This window comes from Helicobacter canis (genome assembly GCF_008693005.1).
Lineage (GTDB): Bacteria > Campylobacterota > Campylobacteria > Campylobacterales > Helicobacteraceae > Helicobacter_B > Helicobacter_B canis.
The window spans coordinates 96,961-115,383 of the sequence record NZ_VXKE01000019.1; the positions used below are offsets into that span (position 1 = coordinate 96,961).

Genomic DNA, 18,423 nt, shown 5'->3' on the forward strand with positions numbered 1-18,423 from the left:
TTTCTAAAATCCTTATAAGATACTAGGCTTTAGTCAAATACCTTTCTAAATCCCCATTCTTTAGCGATATGCGTTATCTGCGCTCGTGTAAGTGTGATGGATAGTCGCTCCTGTGTATCACCTAAATGATCTAAAATCGTGCCATCAGGCATAGCAATTAGACTATCTCCATAGAAGTCCCACTGCTCGCTATCAACTTTACAAGAGCCCACACGATTTACGCGTAAAATTGCACAGCCATTAAGCAGGGCGCGCATTTTGCATAGCTCTCTCCACCTATTTGCAGAGTCAAAGGTATTAGCACAAGGCATAATGACAATATCCACGCCTTGCGCCTTTAGCTTGCACCAGATTTCGTCAAAATGTATTTCAAAGCCAAATAGCATAGCGATCTTGCACTCGCCTATCATAAAGATACTTGGAGTTTTTATGCTTTTTGGCTGCGGGTTGCCAAAATATGCTGCTTCGTCCCAGTATTCATACTCGATTAGTCGCTGCTGGGTGTAGTAAATATGCTTCTTAGATTCTGGGCTGATATATACAAGCTGCTTATAGAGCGTGCCTCTGGCTTTGGTGATGATGGGCGCGATGAAGTGGATATAGTGCTTGCTTGCTAGATTCTCAAGTAGCTTAAGCTGTGCGCTAGAGTGCGCGAGAGTGTCGCTCATCTTTTGTGTGTGCAAGATTGTGAAAAATGGGTTAAGCGTGTATTCTGGCAAGGCGACCAGCGTGCCGCGCTGGAGTTTATGGCAGAAGAGTGCCAAGCGGGAGTCGTTAAGGGCAAGTGTGTCTTGCTGGTAGAGCTCTATACGCATTTAAGATTCTACTTCTGCTTGGCTAGATGAGCTATCGCCTGCTTTGATTTCTTCATACTCTAGCTTGGCTTTTTCTAAAAGATCTTGAGCATTTTTAAGCTCTTGCATACCCTGTTTATAGAGCTCTAGGCTTTCTTTTAGGCTCAGGTCTTGGGTATTGAGCTTTTGTAGAATCTCTTTGGTCTGCTTAATTCTGTCCTCAAAGTGCTCCATACACCCCTCCAACTACTCAAAAAATTTAAAAATAAATACCGCTAGAATCACAAGCGGCGCGATATAGCGAATGATAAAATACCACACCCCAAACGCAGTGGGATTAAGGAATCCGTGTGTAAAACCCCTTAGAGTGTCTTCTTTGATAACATAGCCAAGGAAAATGATCGAAGCAAGCGCGCTAAGGGGCATAATGATTTTGGCTGTTAGATAATCAAGCCAGAAAAATGCTGGGTTGTTGTATTGCATAAGGGTATTGAGCCAGAAGAATATGCTGTGCTTATCTGTCGTGATAAGCAGTGGGGTTTGTAGATTCTGTATGTGGTATGAGCTAAAAGAGTGGATAGCAAAAAGCCCTAGCACAAATACCAATGCACTTACCCAAAAGCTCGCTTTGGCTCGCGATACGCCGCGTCTTTGCGTGAGATACATCACGCTTGGCTCAAGGAGTGAGATTGTAGAAGTGATCCCAGCAAAGAGCAAAGCCCCCAAAAACGCCAAGCATAGAATCTGCCCAACTGCGCCAAACTCCGAAAAGATAAGTGGTAATGAGATGAAGACTAGATTTATCCCCTTATCTCCATCGCTTCCTAGTGAGCCATCATAGCCGAAGTAGAAAGTGAAGATGATAAGCCCAGCCACAAGCGAGATGATAATGCCCGGGATCACCACCCATAGTGCTGAAGCAAGGAAGTTTTGCTTCTCTTGGCTCACAGCAGCATAGGTGATGATCGTCCCAACCCCAAGCGAGAGAGAGAAAAACATCTGCGCTAGAGCTTCCATAAAGACATTTGCATTAACATCTTCATATTTAAAGTCAAACAAAAAATGCACCGCCTGCATAAAAGATGGCTGAAATGCCGCATAAATAAGCAGCCCAATAAAGATGATAAAAAGCAGTGGCATAAGCACGAGATTAAGCTTCTCAATCCCCTTTTTAATCCCAAGAGAGACGATAAGCGCAGTGATAAACAGACAGGCAAAAAGTCCTAAGACTTGACACCAAATCCTTTCACTCATAAGCTCATTAAACGCCCATTTGGATAAAAACATATTGCTAGGGAGATTGAAGCTTATAGCCACGAAGTAGTAGAGAATCCAGCCTAAAATCACAGCATAAAATGACAAAATAAGCGGACCACCGATGATCGCTATCCCAGCAAATCGCCACGGCTTCTTAGGGCTTGGATCAAGCGTTTCAAAGCAGCCTACAACATCTTTTTTACCACGATTGCCGATGATCATATCTGCGATAAGCAAACTTGCGCCAATAACTAGTGCAAGCACCAAAAACAGCAGCACAAACGCCCCGCCGCCCATCTGCCCCGCCATATAGGGGAATCGCCAAATATGCCCAAGCCCAATGGAGCTGCCAAGTGTCGCTAGGATAAAGCCAAGTTTAGAGAATGTATTCATTGTGCTTACTCGCTTATAATCGTGCCAATCCACGCAGTGATGATAACAAGTGGGACAATATAGCGGATAATGAAAAACCACACTACAAACCCCCTCTCACCTAAGAATCCTTGCGCCATTTCTTTGACTCTATCTCTGCCAATCACATAGCCGACAAAAATCATACTAATAAGCGCACCAAGAGGCATAATGACATTTGAGCTAGCACTATCAAACCATACGAAAAGCTGCTTTCCTGCTAGGCTTAGAGTTTGCGAGTAGTCGCTATTGAGTGAGAAGATCAGCACGAGTCCCACTGCATAAATCGCCCCGACAATCGCCCAAGTAACAGCCTTGCGATTTTTGTTGTATTTTTGCACAAAATACATCACACTTGGCTCAAGGAGTGAGATTGTGGAAGTGATCCCAGCAAATGCCAGCCCTATGAAAAAGAGTATCGCCACAATCACCCCACTTAAGCCCATTTTGCTAAAGGCTATGGGCAGAGCTTTAAACACAAGCCCGGTGCCTTGTGTTACTTCTACTTCGTATTCATAGACAAAGGTAAAAATCATCACCCCAGCAATGAGCGAAATAACAATCCCACACACTACGACATATAGCGCACTCTCAAGGAGATTTTGCTTAGGATCTGTGGAAGCGGCATAGGTGATGATGATCCCAATGCCAAGTGAAAGCGAGAAGCACATCTGCCCCATAGCTGCCACAATGACATTAAAGCTAATATCTTCATATTTAAAGTCAAACAAAAAATGCACCGCTTGCATAAACGATGGCTGAAATGCCGCATAAATAAGCAGTCCAATAAAGATGATAAAAAGCAGTGGCATAAGCACGAGATTAAGCTTCTCAATCCCGTCTTTAATCCCAAGAGAGACGATAAGTCCTGTGAGTCCTAGCACAGAGGTAAAACCTAGAATCTGGTAGAGAGAGTGTGAAGTAAGCAGCGCGCCATAGATTTGGTCAGCTTGCTGGGCATTGTCTGGGAGATCGACACTCACCCCCACGAGATAATACACTACCCAGCCTAGCACCACTGCATAAAAAGCAAGGATAATAGGACCGCCAATGAGCGTAAGCCCAGCGAATCGCCACGGCTTCTTAGGGCTTGGATCTAGCTCGACAAACGCATCAGCTGTGTTTTTCTGTGTCTTATTTCCCATAAGCATTTCGCCAACGAGCATTGCCACACCGATAAAAAGCGTCATCACCAAAAACAGCAGCACAAACGCCCCGCCGCCCATCTGCCCCGCCATATAGGGGAATCGCCAAATATGCCCAAGCCCAATGGAGCTACCAAGTGTCGCCATAATAAAGCCAAATTTAGAAAAATTACCCATTGCTAAACCTTAAAAAATAATAAAACGAGCATTATAACTAATCAGGCTTAAAACTTATTGATTCTTAGATTCTAGCCCTAGAATCTAGGGAATGCTAGCGTGGTGTGGCTCTAGCTCCTTAGCCAAAAACTCTTGCCCCACTTTTCTCCACGCTTTAAGTCGCTCATTGACTTTTCCCTAATCAATGGGTGGATTTTCTTTGATTTTAGATTCTAGCTCTTCTAGGCTAGAGACCATACGATCTTGTAGCTCAAAGACTTCTAGCAAGGTTTCAAAGCGTGTGTTTAGGCTCTCGCTCGCACGATCTTGTATGCGCATTAGGAAAAATGGCGTGTTCATCATAATGGCAAAGCAAGTGCCGTGGAATGAGCCTGTTGCCATTAGCTTACACTCTCTCACGCAAGCAAGCCACTCTTGTATCGTGGCATTGTAGGTATCGCTTGGCTTATAGGTGCTAGCCACAGCTACGACATTGGCATATTTGCCTAGAATCTTTGGTAGCAAATCCCCGCCAAATGCGCTATCACCATAGGTGTAAATAAAGATACTTTCACTAAGATTGCTAGGCAGATCAAGCGTAGCAGAATCTATAAGCTTGCAGTAATGCTCTCTGCTTAAAAGCATTGTAGGGTCTGGCACGCAAGTGGCTTTTATTGCTATGCTCTCAAGCATTGTAACGCCCGCTTGCTCTCTTGTGCTAATGGCGGTGAAACTTGTAAGGACATTTTTGAAGTAGTCTTGCTGGGCTTGGTTTTTAAACACTCTTTTGCCAAAGCTTGCGGCATAGGCGATTTTTGTAGATTCTGGTTTAGCAAACTCTAGCGTGAAGTAGGGTAGCCACGAGTAGGCATAGCCTTGTAGGCTCTCCTTTGGCGCAGTGCCCCAGTCATTCCACTGCTGATCACTCCCTGTGATAAAAATATCGCCGCTAAGCTCTGGGTAGTGGTGCTTTTGCGGGAGTATATAGTGCTGCAATCTAGAAGCGTGTAGGGCGATGTGAGATTGTTTAAACTCATTAAACCCACGCCTTTTGCGCATATCTAGCTCTGCTTGGCTCTCTTGTATGCTGCTGCCAAGCACGCGCTTTTTGCACGCGCGCACAAAGCGGTAGATGGAGTCGCCACAGATTCTGTGGAAGTAGTAGAGCTTCTTGCTAAAGGCTTGTGGCAGCCCCCAGATGACTTTGGTGTCAAACTTTGGGTAGTTGTCTCTAAGTGAGCGTTGCAGGGCGTAGGCTTGTAGAATCTGCCCGTAATTTTCCTCGCAAAAGACAAAGGTAACGATGCGCAATGTCTTTGCCTTGTGTTGTTTGGTCGTGCATTTACTAGAATCTAGTGGGAGTTTGGGTGTGTTTGGATTAGGCATTGTGTCTCCTTAGTTTGGATTTTAGGTAGAGTTTGATGGGCTTGGGCAAGCAAGCGACAAGAGCCGCCCGCAGTCGCCACTTTAGGATTGTGGGCAGCTCATAGATAGAATCTAAAAGGCAAGCACGCTCTAGCGGCTTTAGGGCTTTGTGTGGGTCATTTGTCTGCTCATAGGTGGTGATAATCTTGTGTAGGACTTTGCTCTGTGTGATAAAGGGGCGTTTAGGGTAGGGGTGGGAGCGCACTAGAGAGACATTCCACGAAGCGATCTTCTCAAAGGTGCTTGGCACTATCTCCATAGATTCTGCGATAAGCTCCATAAACTCCACGCCTTGCCTACTATGGATAAGCGCGCAGGTAACGCCTGTGGTGTCATAAAACTCTGGGTGATGGATATGCACTCCCCAATAGTCCCCTAGTGTGATATCTGCGCCAGACTTGAAGCCTTTGGCGTAGCAGTTTTCACAACTTGGGCGCGTGATAAAATGCCGCAAAAATCCTTGCATATAAACGACTTTTCCGGCAGTCTTTGTCTTTGTCTTTGTCTTTATGGCGAATGCCCCCTTGCCCCAGCCATAGTCCTTCCCACGGAAATTTACATCAAGCAGCTTTTCGCCCTCTTCTTCAAGCAGGCTGTGCTTATAAATCTCCCAGACTTTCGCACTTGGGACAGAGTTGCAAATCACTTCTATGGTAAGGAGATTGGCATAAGACTTGCGCAGGAAGCTATGTAGCCCTTGGATCTGGCACTGCACACCGCTAAAAAGCACGAGCCTGCCAGCTTGTAAATATGCTTTTGCTTGTTTGAAGCTATCGCCGATAAAAGATTCTACATATTTGGAGCGGCGTAGAGATTCTAGCTCATCGGCAGAAGCGATGGGCTTGTGGATAACTTTTAGGCTCTCATCATAGCACGCGCCAAAGACCACGCCACCACGCTTAAGCACTTCAAGTGCAAGCAGGGAGAAGACTCCGCCACTTGAAGACTTTGCTCTTAGGGTGGGGTTTTTGGCTTTAAGTGCTAGGCAAAACGGGGGGGGGGGGGTAATATTTAGGGATTCAGCTTTTAGCGAAAAATGCGGGAGCGGCGAAAAATCCCTGCGGTCATTACCGCTTAGGTAACTCCCTTGTGATTTTCCTTGCAACCCACATTTTTCATCTAAAATCTTTAGAATCGTATGAGCTTTTACTAGAATCTAGCCTTGCTTGATCTTGTGGCTTGTTTAGAATCTCTGCATTTTTTCTGTCATTGCGAGCCGACTTGTCGGCGTGGCAATCCATACTAGAATCTAGCGCGCTAGATTCTAGGGGCTTGGAGTAAAAGCTTGGCTTATGCCAAGAGAAATGCACATAAATCCCACGAGAATCTAGGCTATGGCTTTTGACATCATAGGGGAAGCGCGACTTTTTGCGCACTTGATCATAGGGCGCGAAGTCTAAATAGGGCAGCGTAGGGCAGGCGATCTCACAAAGCTTGCACTCCGTGCAGGTGCTAGGATCGACTTTAGGGTAGTAGAATCCACAAAAATCCTGCGCCATTGTAATGCTATCGTGCGGGCAGGCACTAAAGCACGCGCTACAGCCACAGCAGTGATTATCCTTGGGCAGTATTGGCATAATGCTCCTTAAAAGAAGTGGGATTAGAGTGAAGTGCGGATTATACACAAATCTCGCTAAATCATTTGCGCTAGTAGAATCTAAGTGTGCGAAGTATTTTGCAAGTTTTGGAAAAAAGGCTAGGCTAGAATCTAACACCCTAGAATCTAGCTTAAACTTCACACCACCACTACAAAACCTTGCCACAAAACCTTGCAAGGCAGAGTCCAAATAGCTATGATTACGCCTAGTGTTGTGTATTTGCACTTTTACTATGAAATTTATGAATAATTAAGGTTAGTTATGCAACCCAACCCAACCCAACCCAACCCAACCCAACCCAACCCAACCCAATAAGATCACTTATCCAGCCTTTATTTATGCGTTGTTGCTTGTTTTGTATTGTGCGGGTATGGTTGCCTACTCCCGCTACACTTTCAATCTTGATGATATTTGGATGTGGCTTGAAATCTATTATGGTATGCCTATTTTTAATGGCTGGGATCCACAAGCTGGAAGATTTTTCCCCTTTGCTTCGCTGGATTTAAATATATTGATGCGATGGAGCAAAAATCCATACGCATTTTTCACTTTCAATGCGTGTATTGTGCTATGTGTGGGGCTACTTCTGTGGCAGATTTCGCGCTTGGTTTGCGGAGAAGCATACAAATGGCTTAGAGTATTTGCGCTTGGGCTTCTTCTCTTTCACCCCGGGTTTGCCACTATAATGCTTGGTATTTGCTATCCAGAGCGGATGCAGATTTTATTTTTACTGCTATTTGTGTGGGCAAGTATGAAATTTGCTGCAACAGATAAAGTGCGCTATGCTTGGGCTGGCTTCATTGCTGCTACCATTGCTCTATATTATAAAGAGCCTACATTTTTGTTCATTGGATTTTTTGGTGTGTTTGGCGTTGTTGTGCATTATATACGACATAGACAGCTGCATATCTATTACGCATTTTTAGTGTGTAGTGCATTGCTGTATTTTATACTCTATTGCGTGTTAATTATTCCTAATGTTAATGGATATTATGGTGTCGGCTATGAAAGTCAAAGAGCGATGATTTTGTCATTTATAAGTGGCATTGCTAATCTTGCGACAAATGATATGTTTTTGCTTATATTTCTTCCTATGCTTGTAGTATATAGAATCTATTTATATGTGCGGCATAGATATGCAGTCCATATCATTTATGATGGTTTATTGTTTGGCTCTTTGCTTTATGTCGGTGTTTTTATAAAAATGGGTTTTTTTAGAAATTATTATATTTTGCCTATGTATTTTATCTCATTTGGTGGGGTGATATATTTTCTTTTTGTGCAAGGATATTGGAAAAAATTTGTTTTTAAACTAGTGGGTATTGCTACACTTGTTTTTTACATAACAAACTCCCTGCCCCAAGGTATAACAACATATGTGGGCTTAAAGACAGAGGGTATCAAATTCCACAATGCGCTAATGTTTATCGCGCAAGAGGCAAAGCATACAGAGCATATCAATCTCTATTTTGATGGTGATGACAATGATAAGTGGCGAGATTTTACTTGGTATTGGGGCTATTTTGACATATATATAAAGGCTTTTTATGATACTTATAATGTCTCAATCCAGCTGCAAAAAGCACCGCAGAGTGGTGATTATATTATGCTTAATCTTAATACAAATAAAATGATAGATTCTACCTATCTTGCTACTATGCGGCAAAAATACACGCTTGTATATGAAAGTGCGTGGTTTGGGCTGCCATACATTGGTTTGAGACCTATAATTAAATACATTTTTTCTAATCAAGCTGTCAAAGAGATTACACGAGGGTATGAAAATTTCTTTAAGCTTCCTTTGCGTGATTACATATATAAGATTCCATAATATAGAGTAGTGTGTCGCGCTTTTAACATTAGCGCAAGATTCTAGCAGGCTAGAATCTTAATGTATAGATGTGGCATTGCGTGCATATAGAATCTGCCTTAATCTCGCAAGATTCTAGGGAGGGTGATGTCTCTTTGTCCTTGGTATTTGCCATTTTTGTCTTTGTAGCTTACTTCGCAGGGCTCATCACCTTGGAGGAATAGCACTTGCGCTATGCCTTCATTGGCATAGATTTTGGCAGGCAGGGGCGTGGTGTTGCTAATCTCAATGGTGATATGCCCCTCAAACTCTGGCTCAAATGGCGTAACATTGACGATGATCCCGCACCTTGCATAAGTGCTTTTGCCTAGGCAAATCGCTAGCACATCGCGGGGCATTTTGAAGTATTCTATCGTGTGGGCTAGGGCGAAAGAGTTGGGCGGGACTATGCAGAATCCGTCTTTAGCGGTTTTGGTGATGACATTTTTCTCATCAAAGTTTTTAGGATCTACGACCATAGAATCCACATTGCTAAAGATCATAAATCTATCGCCCACGCGAATATCATACCCATAGCTTGAAAGCCCGTAAGACACGACATTTTTGCCGATTTGCTTCTCGCAAAATGGATCGATCATTTTATGCTCTAGGCTCATTTGCCGTATCCACGCATCTGATTTTAGTCCCATAGTGTTTGTCCTTTAAGTAAGTGAATTTATCTTGTGGGGTGAGTAGTGGTCCAAACGATTTTAAGCAATTTTGCGCTTAAAAGTGTGCTATTATACAAAATTTACTTCATTTTTAAAGGATTTTTGATGAATTTGGCTGAAATCAAGAAGCTTATCGAGATTTTCAATAGTAGCTCACAAATTGCAAGACTTAGCATAAAGCAAGACAACTTTGAGCTAAAGCTTGACAAAAGTAGCGCATCAGCTCTCCCTGCTGCACCAGCACCAGCTCTGCCAGCTGCCCACGCTCCACAGGCGCAAGCGCACGCGCCAAAAGCAGTAGAGCCAGCCCCAGCCCAAGCCCTAGAATCTAGCGTGAGTGCTAGCAAGGGTGGAGATTTTATCACTTCTCCTATGGTAGGGACATTCTACCACCGCCCAAGCCCAGATGCTGACCCGTATATTAAGGTTGGCGATGTGATTAAAAAGGGGCAGACGATAGGGATCATTGAGGCGATGAAGATTATGAATGAGATTGAAGCAGAGTTTGACTGCAAGATTCTAGCTATTGAGACAGGAGATGGGCAGCCCGTGGAGTTTGGTAGCCATCTTATCAAAGTGGAAAAAGTATAGAGATGAAAAAGGTAGCTGCAAAGAAGCTTGAGCGCATTCTAGTCGCAAACCGCGGAGAAATCGCGCTTCGAGCGATACGGACGATACAGGAGATGGGCAAGCAGGCAATCGCTATTTACTCTGTGGCGGATAAAGATACGCATTATCTTGATGTGGCTGATGCCAAGATTTGCGTAGGTGGGGCAAAGAGCGCAGAGAGCTATCTTAATATCCCAGCGATTATGAGCACCGCGGCACTTGTTGATGCTGACGCGATATTCCCGGGGTATGGGTTTTTGAGCGAGAATCAGCATTTTGTAGAGATCTGCACGCATCACGGGATAGAGTTTATTGGACCAAGTAGTGATGTGATGGTGATGATGAGCGATAAATCTAAGGCAAAAGATGTGATGAAAGATGCCGGTGTGCCGGTGATTGAGGGCAGCGATGGTGCGCTAAAAGACGCCAACCATGCCCAAGAAGTCGCTAAGCAAATCGGCTACCCTGTGATCCTAAAGGCTGCTGCTGGCGGAGGGGGTAGGGGAATGCGGATTGTAGAGAGTGAATCCCTGCTCAAAAACCTCTACCTAGCCGCAGAGTCCGAAGCTTTAAGCGCATTTGGCGATGGCACAATCTATATGGAGAAGTTTATCAACAAGCCAAAGCATATAGAAGTGCAAATTCTAGCTGATAAACACGGCAATGTCGTGCATATCGGCGAGCGTGATTGCTCTGCTCAACGCCGCCAGCAAAAGCTCATCGAAGAAACTCCAGCTGTGGTGTTAAGTGATGATGTGCGCCAAAGACTGCTTGCCACAGCCGTCAAGGCTGCTAAACATATCGGTTATGTGGGGGCTGGGACTTTTGAATTTCTGCTAGATTCTAACAACAAAGACTTTTTCTTCATGGAGATGAATACGCGCTTGCAAGTAGAACACACCGTGAGTGAGATGGTGAGCGGACTTGATTTGGTGGAGTGGATGATCCGCATAGCAGAGGGTGAGAAGCTACCAAAGCAAGAAGAGATCCAATGCAAAGGACATAGCATAGAGTGTAGGATCACCGCTGAAGATCCTGTCAAATTCTATCCAAGTGCGGGGAAAATCACGCAGTGGATAGCACCCGGTGGGGCAAATGTGCGACTTGATAGCCACGCATATAGCGGCTATGTCGTGCCGATGTTTTATGACTCGATGATTGGCAAGCTCATCGTCTGGGGCGAAGATCGCAATAAGGCAATCGCTAGAATGCGCCGCGCGCTTAAAGAATTTAGCATTGAAGGGATTAAAACTACCATACCTTTCCATTTAAAAATGATGAGTAATGCCGATTTTCTAAAATCCACTATCCATACCAAATACCTTGAGCAAAATATGGAGTAGCGGTAGGCTTAGGATTAGGAGACAAGCGTGAAAGTAGCAAATACAAGTGCTTCAACTACCTTGAAAGATGATGCTCTAAAGAGCGAGAGCGCAAGAAAGACTGCAAAGCAAAGTGAGCAGCCAAAAGCGACACAAGCCACCCAAAACGCGCAAGAAGAGAGCGCAAGGGTTTCTAAACCTACACCTAGATCTTTGGGCAAAGAAGAAGCAAAAGATCTAGGCGTAGTAGTGAAAAATGCCAACACTACGATAGGCGCACTTGATGTAATGATACGATCTATCCACTCTTTGCAGACGCAGAATAAAGCCTACCAAAAGCTCGCCCTAAAGCTTCAAAATCTCCAAGACAACACCCAAGAAGCCAAGGATCTTACAAGTAAAGCAGACGCAGTAAAAGACAAAATGCAAGAAACTTTTGACTCCGCGCTTTTTAATGATGAAAATGTTTTCACCAAAAGCTATGCAGAAATCCCAGAGAGTCATCTCAATGCCAAAAAGCTCTCGCCAAATAAGCTTGATATTAAGCAGCCCGAGAATCTCTCTCTTTATGCTAAGGATTTAAGCGAGCAAAGATCCTATGCAAAGCAGGCAAAAAAGCTTGTCCAAAGTGCGCTTGATGAGAAGCTAGACTCTGTGCAAAAGACAGATTCTAGGTATGCGAAGCTAGAATCTAGCAGGCTAAATCCTAGTGAGTTCAAGGCTGCACAAGGGAGCAGTGGCGTTACACTCGATAGAGTGCTACACCTACTACGATAATGCAAGTTATCCCCTATAGCACACAGCTTATTGATGAAGAAGACATTGCTTGTGTGGCGCAGGCTCTGCGCGCGCCTTTGCTTACACAAGGGCAGGCAGTAGAAGAGTTTGAAAAGGCTCTTGCTGAGTATTTGGGGGTGCGCTATGTGGTGGGCTTTAACTCCGCCACCTCTGCGCTCTATGCCGCATATCGCGCTTGCTTTAGCCAAAATGCGCTTGTCATCACCACGCCCATAAGCTTTGTCGCCACGGCAAATATGCTGCTAGCTTGCGGCTGTGAGCCGATATTTGCGGATATTGGGTTTGATGGCAATATCGCTCCAGATTCCATTGTGCGCGCTATTGATAGTTTGGATTCTAGCGATAGGGAGAGATTGCAAGGGATTGTAAGCGTGGATTTTGCTGGCAATAGTGCTGATGTAGAGAGAATCCAAGCTATCGCAAGAGAGCATAGCCTACACTTTATCGCTGATAGCTCACACGCCTTTGGTGGGAGCGTGAATGGGCGCAAGATTGGAGGGCTTGCTGATGTGAGCATTTTTAGCTTCCACGCTATTAAGCCCATAACCACGGCTGAAGGCGGTGCCATTAGCACCAATGATGAGCAAATCTATGAGCAAGCCAAGCTGATACGAGCACACGGCTTAGTGAAAAAGCAGCTTTGGGACACAGAAGTAGCGCAAGTGGGCTTTAACTTCCGCCTAAATGAGCTGCAAGCCACACTTGGGCTCTCCCAGCTCCATAAAATCGAGCAGTTTTTAGCGCGCAGAGAGGCGATCGCTAGAATCTATGACGAAGCATTTATGAAAAACCCTTACTTCACGCCCACGCACCCAGCAATCCCTAGCACCCATACAAGCACCAATCATCTCTACCCTATTTTGCTCCATAAAGAGCTTTATTGCGCGAAGGAAGAGATTTTTACAATGCTATGGGAGAAGGGGCTTGGCGTGCAGGTGCATTATAAGCCGATATTTCTCTATGAGCTTTTTGCCAATGCGCGCAAAAGTGGTGGGCAAAATGCGCTTGATTGGTATTATGCCGAGTTGTCGCTGCCCTGTCATCAGGCGATGAGTGATGAGCAAGTGCAATACTGCATAGATAGCACACTCGAAGTTTGCGCTAAAGTGCGCAAAAATTGCTAGATTCTAGCTGCGCGCAAGATAACTACACTACACAAGCACACTAGCACGCCTGCCACATAGCCCACAATGTGGAAGCGTCCCAGATCGATTAAAACCACCACGCAAAGCCCAAGCACGATATAAGAGAGTAGCCGATATAGCCCAAATGATAGCTGCACCCCTAGCATAAACTTAGATACGCCCACACCTTTGCTTGCTGCTTGATCTTGCTTGTCTTGCTCTGCTACTTGCTGCTGTGTGGATTCTAGCTCTCTAGCTAGCCGCTTTTGTAGCGCGTAGTATGAGCTTATAATCACAAGCAGTGTAGAAAAATACGCTACTTCAAAGCTTATCCCAGCTGAGATCTGCAGTAGCGCAGTGATCCCTAATGCTGCGCAAATATTCACTATCGCTGCCAAGCTATATTTAAGCATTTTCACCCTTTTACATTTTTATAGACTTTATTATACAATACACAAAGCCCCAAAAAAGGACAGCCAATGCTTCGTAGTATAGCTTTTATCGCGTTTTTTTGTAGCTCGCTTTGCGCGCTAGAATCTAATATCATAGAGATTATGCAGTATTTACAGAGAGATTCTGACCTTATCCAAAAGGGATTTTTCTTAAATAAATTTGACATCGTAGCAGAAGGGATTAGTAAGCATAAGGCGGATTTTAGCGCGCTGCAAAAATTCAACATTGAAGTGTTTTTAGATGAAAAAACGCTCAATTACTCACCCATTATCACATCATTTCTCAATAACATCGTAGAAAATCGTGTAGCCTTAGAGACATTTTTGAAAAACAATGACAAAGTCCGGGCTTATGAGGCATTCCAAGAGCTAAACCATAATTGTATGAAATGCCACGCCTTGATTCGAGGCTGGTAGGGCTAAGCTAGAATCTAGCTTAAGCGATCACGCCTCCACCTAGCACGCAGTCCCCATCATATACTACCAATGCCTGCCCCTTTGCCACGCCAAACACCGGCTCGCTCAAATGCGCGACAATCCCATCATCTCGCACTTCAAGCCTAGCCTTTGTAGGCTCGGAGCGATAGCGGATTTTGATGTCGTATTCTTTATCGTTATAGAGTGTAGATAGGCTGACATTGCTTGCTTGCACGAGATTTTTGGCTAGATCTTGCTTTTTGCCTACGATGATTTCATTTGCCTTGGGGTTAATATCTAGCACGAAGTGTGGCTCTAGCGCGCCCTTGACGCTAAAGCCCTTGCGCTTGCCTATGGTGTATTGCATATAGCCTTTGTGGCTACCCACGACATTGCCCTGTGTATCGCGCACGAGTCCGGGGTTATCGACTTTGGTGTGCTTTTTTAAAATATCAATATAATCTGTCTCCACAAAGCAGATTTCTTGACTCTCTTTATAGGTCTCCAAAGTCCCAAACCACGGCATCGCTTCAAAGGCTTTGGGCTTGACTTCAGCCTTTAGCATATCGCCAAGTGGGAAAATCAGCCGATCAATCGCCTCTTGAGAGATGGCATAGAGGAAGTAGCTTTGATCTTTGCTAGAATCCACCGCCTTGGCAATGCGCTTTATGCCATTGACTTCTTGTATGCGCGCATAGTGTCCTGTGGCGATTTTCTCACAGCCAAGCTCTAGGGCTTTTTGCAGTGCGAAGCCAAATTTCATATTAGGATTGCACATAGCGCAAGGATTTGGCGTCTCGCCATTTTCATAGGAGCGCACAAAATAGTCATACACAATCGCTTTAAACTGCTCTTGCGCCTCTAGCACGATAAATTCAAAGCCTAAATTTTTAGCGACTTTCTCGCAGTTTGGGATAAAGACTTTGTGCTTTTCTTCTTTATTGTGTAGCTTTAGGTAGATCCCAAGCACTTCATAGCCTTGTTTTTGTAGTAAATAAGCTGAGTAGGAGCTATCTACTCCCCCGCTCATTAGTAACGCAACTTTCATAGATACGCCTTTATAGTAAAATGGAAGCGCATTGTATCGCTAGGAATCTCATAGCCACCTTAATGGCTTAGATTTTGACTTTGCCCATAGGAGCACTTTTCATAAGGTTGTCTGCCCAAGACTGAATCGCTACCCTAGAATCCACTTTTGCATCACTTACAGCCAGCTGCGCGAGCGATGGCTTGCTGCATATCTTTGATGGCTTGATGGAGCCCTACCATAACAGCGCGCGCGATAATGCTATGCCCAATGTTTAGCTCACTAATATAGGGGAGAGAGAGTAGGGGGACTATGTTTTCATAGTTTAGCCCGTGTCCTGCAAAGACCCCTAGATTTAAGGAGTGTGCGAGTGTGGCAGCAGATTCTAGGGCTTGCAGGGCTTGCTCTATTTGTTGGGCTAGATTCTGGCTTGTGTGTGGGCTTTGTGCGGCATTGTGGCTATGTGGCAAGCAAGAGTGCAAAAGATCATAACAGTGCGCATACGCGCCTGTGTGTAGCTCGATACCATCGACTTCTAGCTCCTTGGCTAGGTGGATTGCTTCTCTATCTGGCTCGATAAACACTGCCACAGGGATATTGTGGTGCTTAAAGCGCGCGATTGTCTCAGCAAGTGCGCTAGAGCACATATTTAGCCCGCCTTCTGTGGTGATCTCTTCGCGCTTTTCTGGGACAAGGGTGATTTTATGCGGGCGCAAAGCACATAGAATCTCCACGACCCCGCCCTTGCTCAAATCGCTTGCGCACTCGACATTCACAGGCAGGGGGGAGCTTTTGATAATGCGCGCGACATCATCTTCGTGGATATGGCGGCGATCTTCACGCAGGTGGATAGTGATCTGCTGCACGCCGGCATTTTTAGCGATGAAAACTGCTTCAAGTGGGTCTGGCTGGTGGATACGCCTAGCCTGCCTAAGTGTGGCGATATGATCGATGTTTAATCCTAAATCCGGGAGCTTCATAATGATCCTTTGCTAGCACGCGCGTGCGTAAGATGAGAGCTAAGCCACTGCTGCTTGGACTCTTGGGTTTGTAGATTTTCTGGCAGGGTTGGGATAAGTGTGAGCAAAAGTGCTAGATCATCAACACTAAGAATGCCAATGTGCTTGAAAGCCACTAAATGGTGCTTGTCAAAAAGCATAAGCGTAGGCGTGGCATAGATGTGTAGATCCTGCCGTAGGGACTTTGCGCTAGTGGGTGTGGCAAAGGGCAGGGTGATGGGGTCTTTGGCATAAATATCAATGGGATAGAGCGCAAAGGAGCTAAGGAGGTGCTGCAGCTTAGCGTGGGCTAGATTCTGCTCTAGGACTTTGCAGGGCTGGCACGAGGTGGAGTAAAACATAAGCACGATTGGCTTGCTAGATTCTACAATGCTAGAATCTAGTGCAAGCGTGGTGCTAGATTCTACTTGTGTGCTTGCTTGATCCTTGCAGCCAATAATAAAGCAAGCAAGCAGGATTAAGCCCCAGCGCATAGTAGCTCCTAATGGTTGGCAAAAAAGCTTAGCAAGTCATCTTTGAGCGTGGCGAGATTGCTCACTTCTTGCGTTAAGAAGCCTTGCTTGTCAAAGAGATAGAGCGAAGAGCTATGCGCGATACTATATCCAAGCTTAGAATCTTTAAGGGGGATTATTTCGTATTTGACTCCATAGCGTTTGGTAACTTCTTGCAGTGTTGGCTCTTCAAAGCGCAAGCCATAGGCATTAGGATAAAAGTGCTTGACATAGGCATCAAGTGCTTCTAGCTTATCGCGCTTAGGATCAAGCGTGATAAAGAGCACGACCACATCGCTAAGGTCTGTTTCATCTTCTAAATCTTGCAGGGTATCTTGGAGTAGCGCAAGTGTAGCTGGGCAAACATCTGGGCAAGACATATAGCCAAAATACACGATTTTATATTTATTAGCAAATGTGTTTAGTGATACTTCGCCGCCTAGGGTTTGGGCATTGAAGTGGTAGGAGTGGTATTTCTGCACACTCCACCAAAGAAGCCCTGTGAGAAACATCCCCACAGCAATGATCCCCATAACTCTTGCCATAGATTCTACCCCTTAAGCCTAGTGGCTACTCTTTGCGCTTGGCATCAAAATCTACAGATGTTGCCGAGTCTGTGTCTTCGCTGCTTAGTCGCATACGATATTGCATTGTCTCTTCTGTGCAGCTTGCCATAATCGCCCTGCCTTCATAAAGCTCATCATCGACCTTGTGGAAGCGCACGATAGTTTCGCCCATATCCATATTAAGCCCTACGATACTGCCAGAGAGTGAAGTGAAGTCCGCCCCCTCCACGCGGAATACCACAGATTCCATAGAGACGATATTGCTAGGTATGGCTTGCACAAAGACACGAATTTGCTCCTGCTCTTGCGTGCTGTGATTAGTCTTGGTGAAAATTACTTGGCATTTACCTGCATTAAGCATACATAGGCGCATTAGATCTTCTGGTGCTTGCCTGCTTTCATCTTCTTGCACACTTTGCTCCTTGTGCTTTGGCTTAGAGTCTGCCTTGGGCTGCAAGAGATAGAGAGAGCCCCTGCCCCAGATGAGATAGATAGCAAGCGCGCATAGGCACACCACAAGGATTGTGATGATCCCCTTTTTGGTTAAATGCTTATCTTTGCGTGGCATTGCGGGTCTCTATTAGTGGTGGGCGTGCTTGTCGCTCTTGTTGATAACGCGCTCTCTAATATTGCGCCCTTTAATGGGGGCTTCTATCTTTAGTGTTGTGCCATTATCAAAGGCAAGCTCTAAAGCGATTGTTTTGCCTGCTTCAAGGGGCTTTGGAAGATTGATTAGCATAATGTGCAGCCCACCCGGAGCAAGCTCTACGCTCTGCTTGGCAGGGATTGTAATAGAATCTACCGGGAGCATTTTTACCACACCTTTTTCTTTGATACTTTGGTGTAGCTCTGCTGTGGCTGTGCTATTGATGACTGTAGCCTTTTGCAGTGCTATGGGCTGCTCGCTTGTATTGCTTAATGTGCCAAAGGCTGCGCTAATATTTGAGCCATCAATCGTGGCAAATGCGTGAAAGCCCTGCGCTTCAATAGCGTTATTTTGAGCATTATCTTGCTTGGCTGCGCCACTGCAGTGCAAAGCCCCGAGCCATAGCGTTAGGGCGAGAAAAATTGGTGAGAGTTTTGCTTGTCTTTTCATACACACTCCTAGATTCTGGGTAGCTGGCTATGGTATAACAAAGCCTATTAAAAATCAAGCAAGCCGCTACTACAAGCTACTATATGATAAGCCACTTTAGCCAAAATCCTTGCCATTTAAGCAAATCTTCAAAAAAAAAAAAACGACAATATCACACTTCAAGCCGCGTAAAAATAGCTTGAAAATATTTGGACTA

At 45.0% G+C, this 18,423-nt stretch carries 21 protein-coding genes; 6 read left to right on the plus strand and 15 right to left on the minus strand.

Annotation, left to right across the window (positions count from 1 at the left end):
• Positions 1–29: 29 nt before the first annotated feature.
• The 7 genes from F4V45_RS06430 to F4V45_RS06460 all read right to left on the minus strand — a co-directional run bounded on the left by F4V45_RS06430 (position 30) and on the right by F4V45_RS06460 (position 6,951).
• Complete coding sequence (locus F4V45_RS06430) at positions 30–815, minus strand: carbon-nitrogen hydrolase family protein (protein ID WP_150337569.1); 786 nt, start codon at positions 813–815, stop codon at positions 30–32.
• Positions 816–1,028, minus strand: coding sequence for an exodeoxyribonuclease VII small subunit (gene xseB, locus F4V45_RS06435; protein WP_150337570.1), 213 nt, complete (start codon positions 1,026–1,028; stop codon positions 816–818). It lies immediately after the preceding gene.
• Between the two features lie 12 nt (positions 1,029–1,040).
• Positions 1,041–2,444, minus strand: coding sequence for a sodium-dependent transporter (locus F4V45_RS06440; protein WP_150337571.1), 1,404 nt, complete (start codon positions 2,442–2,444; stop codon positions 1,041–1,043).
• Positions 2,445–2,449: 5 nt separating this feature from the next.
• Complete coding sequence (locus F4V45_RS06445; protein ID WP_150337572.1) at positions 2,450–3,784, minus strand: sodium-dependent transporter; 1,335 nt, start codon at positions 3,782–3,784, stop codon at positions 2,450–2,452.
• Positions 3,785–3,961: 177 nt separating this feature from the next.
• Complete coding sequence (locus tag F4V45_RS06450; protein ID WP_150337573.1) at positions 3,962–5,149, minus strand: polysaccharide pyruvyl transferase family protein; 1,188 nt, start codon at positions 5,147–5,149, stop codon at positions 3,962–3,964.
• Positions 5,142–6,293, minus strand: a complete 1,152-nt coding sequence (locus F4V45_RS06455; protein WP_150337574.1) for a Coenzyme F420 hydrogenase/dehydrogenase, beta subunit C-terminal domain — start codon at positions 6,291–6,293, stop codon at positions 5,142–5,144. Before F4V45_RS06455 ends, F4V45_RS06450 begins: the two co-directional genes overlap by 8 nt.
• A 10-nt stretch (positions 6,294–6,303) precedes the next feature.
• On the minus strand, positions 6,304–6,951 hold the full coding sequence (locus F4V45_RS06460; RefSeq protein WP_210670620.1) for an NADH-quinone oxidoreductase subunit I: 648 nt from the start codon (positions 6,949–6,951) through the stop codon (positions 6,304–6,306).
• A gap of 205 nt (positions 6,952–7,156) precedes the next feature.
• Here F4V45_RS06460 and F4V45_RS06465 point away from each other — a divergent pair, with 205 nt between their 5' ends.
• A complete protein-coding gene (locus F4V45_RS06465; protein WP_150337575.1) occupies positions 7,157–8,617 on the plus strand; it encodes a hypothetical protein in 1,461 nt (486 codons plus the stop codon).
• Positions 8,618–8,715: 98 nt separating this feature from the next.
• Here the strand turns inward: F4V45_RS06465 and dcd are convergent, their stop codons facing one another.
• Positions 8,716–9,285 (minus strand): dCTP deaminase, encoded by a 570-nt coding sequence (dcd, locus tag F4V45_RS06470; protein WP_023930240.1) that lies wholly within the window; start codon positions 9,283–9,285, stop codon positions 8,716–8,718.
• A 126-nt stretch (positions 9,286–9,411) separates the two neighbouring features.
• On the opposite strand from dcd, the gene accB reads away from it, so the two are divergent.
• The 4 genes from accB to pseC are packed head-to-tail and all read left to right on the plus strand — an operon-like array spanning position 9,412 to position 13,159.
• Positions 9,412–9,897 carry an acetyl-CoA carboxylase biotin carboxyl carrier protein gene (accB, locus tag F4V45_RS06475; RefSeq protein WP_150337576.1) on the plus strand — a complete coding sequence of 162 codons (486 nt, stop codon included), beginning with the start codon at positions 9,412–9,414 and terminating at the stop codon, positions 9,895–9,897.
• A gap of 2 nt (positions 9,898–9,899) precedes the next feature.
• Positions 9,900–11,258 (plus strand): acetyl-CoA carboxylase biotin carboxylase subunit, encoded by a 1,359-nt coding sequence (locus tag F4V45_RS06480; RefSeq protein WP_150337577.1) that lies wholly within the window; start codon positions 9,900–9,902, stop codon positions 11,256–11,258.
• A gap of 27 nt (positions 11,259–11,285) precedes the next feature.
• Positions 11,286–12,014 carry a hypothetical protein gene (locus F4V45_RS06485; RefSeq protein WP_150337578.1) on the plus strand — a complete coding sequence of 243 codons (729 nt, stop codon included), beginning with the start codon at positions 11,286–11,288 and terminating at the stop codon, positions 12,012–12,014.
• Complete coding sequence (pseC, locus tag F4V45_RS06490; protein ID WP_150337579.1) at positions 12,014–13,159, plus strand: UDP-4-amino-4,6-dideoxy-N-acetyl-beta-L-altrosamine transaminase; 1,146 nt, start codon at positions 12,014–12,016, stop codon at positions 13,157–13,159. Before F4V45_RS06485 ends, pseC begins: the two co-directional genes overlap by 1 nt.
• On the opposite strand, the gene F4V45_RS06495 is transcribed toward pseC, so the two are convergent.
• Positions 13,156–13,572 carry a hypothetical protein gene (locus tag F4V45_RS06495; RefSeq protein WP_023930248.1) on the minus strand — a complete coding sequence of 139 codons (417 nt, stop codon included), beginning with the start codon at positions 13,570–13,572 and terminating at the stop codon, positions 13,156–13,158. The genes pseC and F4V45_RS06495 overlap by 4 nt on opposite strands.
• A 66-nt stretch (positions 13,573–13,638) precedes the next feature.
• On the opposite strand from F4V45_RS06495, the gene F4V45_RS06500 reads away from it, so the two are divergent.
• Positions 13,639–14,028 carry a hypothetical protein gene (locus tag F4V45_RS06500; protein WP_150337580.1) on the plus strand — a complete coding sequence of 130 codons (390 nt, stop codon included), beginning with the start codon at positions 13,639–13,641 and terminating at the stop codon, positions 14,026–14,028.
• Between the two features lie 19 nt (positions 14,029–14,047).
• Here the strand turns inward: F4V45_RS06500 and mnmA are convergent, their stop codons facing one another.
• The 6 genes from mnmA to F4V45_RS06530 form a co-directional block, all read right to left on the minus strand.
• Positions 14,048–15,076, minus strand: a complete 1,029-nt coding sequence (gene mnmA, locus F4V45_RS06505) for a tRNA 2-thiouridine(34) synthase MnmA (protein WP_150337581.1) — start codon at positions 15,074–15,076, stop codon at positions 14,048–14,050.
• A gap of 152 nt (positions 15,077–15,228) precedes the next feature.
• On the minus strand, positions 15,229–16,035 hold the full coding sequence (locus F4V45_RS06510; RefSeq protein ID WP_150337582.1) for a pyridoxine 5'-phosphate synthase: 807 nt from the start codon (positions 16,033–16,035) through the stop codon (positions 15,229–15,231).
• Positions 16,032–16,547 carry a thioredoxin family protein gene (locus F4V45_RS06515; protein ID WP_150337583.1) on the minus strand — a complete coding sequence of 172 codons (516 nt, stop codon included), beginning with the start codon at positions 16,545–16,547 and terminating at the stop codon, positions 16,032–16,034. Before F4V45_RS06515 ends, F4V45_RS06510 begins: the two co-directional genes overlap by 4 nt.
• 8 nt (positions 16,548–16,555) lie before the next feature.
• The gene (locus tag F4V45_RS06520) at positions 16,556–17,110 is read right to left on the minus strand and encodes an SCO family protein (protein WP_150337584.1); all 555 of its coding nucleotides are present in this window, start codon (positions 17,108–17,110) and stop codon (positions 16,556–16,558) included.
• A gap of 25 nt (positions 17,111–17,135) precedes the next feature.
• Positions 17,136–17,699 (minus strand): hypothetical protein, encoded by a 564-nt coding sequence (locus tag F4V45_RS06525; RefSeq protein WP_150337585.1) that lies wholly within the window; start codon positions 17,697–17,699, stop codon positions 17,136–17,138.
• Positions 17,700–17,711: 12 nt separating this feature from the next.
• Complete coding sequence (locus F4V45_RS06530) at positions 17,712–18,227, minus strand: copper chaperone PCu(A)C (protein ID WP_150337586.1); 516 nt, start codon at positions 18,225–18,227, stop codon at positions 17,712–17,714.
• Positions 18,228–18,423 lie beyond the last annotated feature (196 nt).

What these genes read in the sequence shown, in the direction of transcription:
- F4V45_RS06430 (WP_150337569.1), bottom strand. Translation starts at nt 815, where the DNA reads ATGCGTATAGAGCTCTACCAGCAAGACACACTTGCCCTTAACGACTCC.
- xseB (WP_150337570.1), bottom strand. Translation starts at nt 1,028, where the DNA reads ATGGAGCACTTTGAGGACAGAATTAAGCAGACCAAAGAGATTCTACAA.
- F4V45_RS06440 (WP_150337571.1), bottom strand. Translation starts at nt 2,444, where the DNA reads ATGAATACATTCTCTAAACTTGGCTTTATCCTAGCGACACTTGGCAGC.
- F4V45_RS06445 (WP_150337572.1), bottom strand. Translation starts at nt 3,784, where the DNA reads ATGGGTAATTTTTCTAAATTTGGCTTTATTATGGCGACACTTGGTAGC.
- F4V45_RS06450 (WP_150337573.1), bottom strand. Translation starts at nt 5,149, where the DNA reads ATGCCTAATCCAAACACACCCAAACTCCCACTAGATTCTAGTAAATGC.
- F4V45_RS06465 (WP_150337575.1), top strand. Translation starts at nt 7,157, where the DNA reads ATGGTTGCCTACTCCCGCTACACTTTCAATCTTGATGATATTTGGATG.
- dcd (WP_023930240.1), bottom strand. Translation starts at nt 9,285, where the DNA reads ATGGGACTAAAATCAGATGCGTGGATACGGCAAATGAGCCTAGAGCAT.
- accB (WP_150337576.1), top strand. Translation starts at nt 9,412, where the DNA reads ATGAATTTGGCTGAAATCAAGAAGCTTATCGAGATTTTCAATAGTAGC.
- F4V45_RS06480 (WP_150337577.1), top strand. Translation starts at nt 9,900, where the DNA reads ATGAAAAAGGTAGCTGCAAAGAAGCTTGAGCGCATTCTAGTCGCAAAC.
- pseC (WP_150337579.1), top strand. Translation starts at nt 12,014, where the DNA reads ATGCAAGTTATCCCCTATAGCACACAGCTTATTGATGAAGAAGACATT.
- F4V45_RS06495 (WP_023930248.1), bottom strand. Translation starts at nt 13,572, where the DNA reads ATGCTTAAATATAGCTTGGCAGCGATAGTGAATATTTGCGCAGCATTA.
- F4V45_RS06500 (WP_150337580.1), top strand. Translation starts at nt 13,639, where the DNA reads ATGCTTCGTAGTATAGCTTTTATCGCGTTTTTTTGTAGCTCGCTTTGC.
- mnmA (WP_150337581.1), bottom strand. Translation starts at nt 15,076, where the DNA reads ATGAAAGTTGCGTTACTAATGAGCGGGGGAGTAGATAGCTCCTACTCA.
- F4V45_RS06510 (WP_150337582.1), bottom strand. Translation starts at nt 16,035, where the DNA reads ATGAAGCTCCCGGATTTAGGATTAAACATCGATCATATCGCCACACTT.
- F4V45_RS06515 (WP_150337583.1), bottom strand. Translation starts at nt 16,547, where the DNA reads ATGCGCTGGGGCTTAATCCTGCTTGCTTGCTTTATTATTGGCTGCAAG.
- F4V45_RS06520 (WP_150337584.1), bottom strand. Translation starts at nt 17,110, where the DNA reads ATGGCAAGAGTTATGGGGATCATTGCTGTGGGGATGTTTCTCACAGGG.
- F4V45_RS06525 (WP_150337585.1), bottom strand. Translation starts at nt 17,699, where the DNA reads ATGCCACGCAAAGATAAGCATTTAACCAAAAAGGGGATCATCACAATC.
- F4V45_RS06530 (WP_150337586.1), bottom strand. Translation starts at nt 18,227, where the DNA reads ATGAAAAGACAAGCAAAACTCTCACCAATTTTTCTCGCCCTAACGCTA.